This is a genomic window from Candidatus Rokuibacteriota bacterium (assembly GCA_016209385.1).
Lineage (GTDB): Bacteria > Methylomirabilota > Methylomirabilia > Rokubacteriales > CSP1-6 > JACQWB01.
The window spans coordinates 1-3,120 of record JACQWB010000182.1 but is presented as its reverse complement, the minus strand read 5'-3'; the positions used below and the strand labels follow the sequence as shown (position 1 = coordinate 3,120).

General features: G+C 68.8%; 3 protein-coding genes. 2 read left to right on the top strand and 1 reads right to left on the bottom strand.

All coding sequences use genetic code 11. The annotated features are described in order from the left end of the window. Positions 1-71 precede the first annotated feature (71 nt). Complete coding sequence (locus HY726_12735; protein ID MBI4609860.1) at positions 72-515, bottom strand: PEGA domain-containing protein; 444 nt, start codon at positions 513-515, stop codon at positions 72-74. A 190-nt stretch (positions 516-705) separates the two neighbouring features. On the opposite strand from HY726_12735, the gene HY726_12730 reads away from it, so the two are divergent. Both HY726_12730 and HY726_12725 read left to right on the top strand, forming a co-directional pair. Then, complete coding sequence (locus tag HY726_12730) at positions 706-2,400, top strand: hypothetical protein (protein ID MBI4609859.1); 1,695 nt, start codon at positions 706-708, stop codon at positions 2,398-2,400. 454 nt (positions 2,401-2,854) lie between these two features. Further along, positions 2,855-3,120: hypothetical protein (locus tag HY726_12725; protein MBI4609858.1), on the top strand; the 266-nt coding region annotated here is incomplete at its 3' end.

The following is a 3,120-nucleotide window of genomic DNA, read 5'->3' as shown; positions in this document are numbered from 1 at the left end:
TCATGGGGGAGGCCTCGGAGGGGGCCCGGGTACCCACGCCGGAGGCGTGGGTGTCCCCCTCCGATTTGTGCTTACTCAGGAACGAGGGCCAGACGAATACGGATGGGGAAGCTCCCGGCCGCCGAGATGAACTGGGCGATATAGGGGCGAAAGCCGGGCGCGACGATCTCCACGGCGTGCCGGCCCGGCGGGAGCGGGAAGGCTCGGGCAACCAGTTGTTGAGCGGTGCCGAGCAGGCGCCCGTCGAGGAACACCTGAGCCTCTGGCGGGGTGGCGTCCACGATGAGATACGTGGGACCGCTGGGCGCGCCAGCTTCAAAGTCCGCCATGCGGCGTGAGGCGCTCAGAATGAGCGCACCAGACGCGGCTGGGCCGACTGCGGCCCCGCTAGCGACTACGGTAAGCTTTCCCCCGACCACGGCGATGCCGAGCATAGACCCGGCCCACGAGGCGGTGGGCAGGAGCCTGAGGCTGACCGCGAGGACGAGAACGAGGCCGAGAGCGAGCCGTTTCATGGACGATCCCTCCTCTCCCGAACGCTTGTCCTGAGTCTACATCCCCAAGAGGGACGGGGAAAGCGTCCCTCGAGGCGATCCTGACCCCTTTGCCCCTTACTGTCTCTCTCCCTGCCGACCCTTGACGTGTCGGGCCCCGCCGGTTTTATTCTTACAGTAAGAAAGGTACGTATGACCGTCCCAGCCAACAATGAAGGAGGGGACATGGCGGCAGTCCGGATCGGCCCGTCGCTCTTTCCCACGTGAGGATGCCACGGACGATCCTATTTCCGAGTACAGCGGTGATGCGCGAGGTCCTCGGCTGATCGCCGGCGGCGCGAGCGTCTCAGGGGTTCGAAAGCGCGATCCGATCGACGCCTGGAAGGTCCTCGCGCTGGCGGCGTCAATCGGCCTGCTCATCCTCGGCGCCAGCCCGCGCGAGGCGCCGGCGAGGAGCTACGCGCGTCCCCAGCCCGACCCCTGGTACACGATCGCCGTCGAGTTCGATCCCCGCTCCTTCCCGCCCGGCGTGACCACCCGGAAGCGCGAGGTCAGGCTGCCCTTCTACCAGGGGAGGGAGCGCCGGCGCACCCTGCACAACGAGAGCGCGACGCCGCTCCACCTCGTGCGGACGCTCTCCGGCCCACCCGATTGGCTCGGGCACGTCCCGCCGAACGAGGTCGCGGTGCGGAAGTTCCTCGGCGGGAAGGGCCACCGGATCGACTTCGAGAAGGACGTGTGGACCCCGGGGCACCCGGAAGACAGGCTCTATCTGTCGGAGATCCTCGTCGACCCGCGCGAGCAGGTCATCGGAACGATGGGCCCGGGACGGCCCGGGTCCCCGGTGCCGCCGCCTCCCCGGACCGTGCGCTTTCGCGCCATCCACGGCGATCGGGAGCTGATCCTGACCGCGACGCTGATCTACGAGGTGAACCCCGAGTACGATCCCGGCCGCAACAACGAGTACTACAACCTCAACTGGTTCCGCATCCGGTCGGTCGAGCTCGATCCGGCGCAGTTCCCGGCCGGGGTCAGGATCGCCGAGGACCGGAGCTCCCCGCACGCGCTCCTGAAGCTCTTCATCGTGAACGACGGGCCGACGCCGCTCTGGGTGACTGCCCGCTCGCCCGAGCCCGTCGCCTGGGTCATCCAGTTCCCGCCGGGCAAGATCCCCTACATGAAGCTGGCGCAGGACAGGGTCTGGTGGTTCCGCAAGCCCTCGAAGGGCTACGGCCAGGCCGGCGACGTCGGGGGCCTCGTGGAATCCTCCGACCCGGGAAACGGCTGGACGATCGACGAGCGCTACGTCATTCGGGAGTCCGGCGTGGCCTCCCGGCAGGTCCAGGCGGACGACCGACCCGCGCAGGTCGAGGTCCCGGCCCCGCAAGACTTCGCGCTCCAGGCCTTCTACGGCGACTCACCGGTGGCCCTCCGCGGCAAGATCGTCTACGCCCTCAACGAGCGCTACCGGCCGGACGCCGGCAGGGGCCCGATGGTGATGGCGTCATGCACCGGTTTCACGTGTCCGGGCGCCGAGCGGCAGCTCCTGTTCCTGCCCGCGCTGCTCGCCGGCCTGGCCGTCCTGAACCTGGTGTTCTTCGGGGCGCGGAGACGGCAGGGGGAGCGCCGGCTGTCGATCACTCTCGGCGTCGTCGTGAGCTTCGGCGAGGCCTTCCTGCTGTACGTCGCGTTCATCGCGATCAGCACGTGGGTCTTCGCGAACAGCGTGCAGTGGGTCGGCCTCCAGGGGCACACGCTGGTCGCGCTGATGCTGGGGCTAGTGTACCTCGCGCTGAGCCTGCCGCTGCTGCTGCGCTATCGCTGTTCCGTCCGGACCGCGTCGCTGTTCCTCGTGACCAGCGTCCTGCTCCTCCGCGGCATCGCCTGGCTCTCCGGCTACGGTTGAGACGTTCCCTGGAGAAGGTCACCGCGCTACGCGGGTGCGTCCCACCGGGGCTAAAGCCCCCTCTCAGCCGTTCCGCTCCGGGCAGAGCCGGCGGCGTCGGCTGCCGTCCTGGCCCTTCCCGCGTCAGGAGCATGGCCCGATGCGAAAGCGCGGATGAAGCGGCGGTCAGGGGGAACACGGGCGACCGTCCAGCTCAGATCGACCGGTTGTTCGGCCCCGGGACCCGAAGTAGAATTGGGCCGCTTCGGCTCCTGCGGCGGGTTCGCGGGGGAACGGGAGCCCCGAACGTGGTCAGGACCCGGGGGCAGCTGCCCCTGAACACGGAGGACACCATGCGTAGGCACGTCACCAGCGTTGCAATTGTGCTGCTCGCCGTCCTGGTCTTCCCGGCTGTGCCGAAGCCGGCGGTCGCCGCTACTTTCCCTTTGAAACCACCGTAGCGGCCGCGCGCCTCGTGCTGGGAGGCGTCCTCGAGGCGTTTCCCCGGCTCCAGATCTGCCTCGCCCACCTGGGCGGCGCCCTGCCGTATCTGAAGGAGCGGCTCGACCTCGGCTGGCAGGTCCAGCAGAAGTTCCATGCCAAGGGCGTGACGATCACCCGGCCGCCGTCCCACTACCTCACGCGCTTTTACCTGGACAACCTGGCCTACTCGGAGACGGCGTACTCCGATGCGGCGCTCCTCTGTGCCCTCGCCTGCGTGGGGAGCGACCGCGTCGTTCT

Bases quoted from the DNA above. Each gene is read 5' to 3' on its own strand.
- HY726_12735 (MBI4609860.1), bottom strand. From the start codon at position 515: ATGAAACGGCTCGCTCTCGGCCTCGTTCTCGTCCTCGCGGTCAGCCTC.
- HY726_12730 (MBI4609859.1), top strand. From the start codon at position 706: ATGAAGGAGGGGACATGGCGGCAGTCCGGATCGGCCCGTCGCTCTTTC.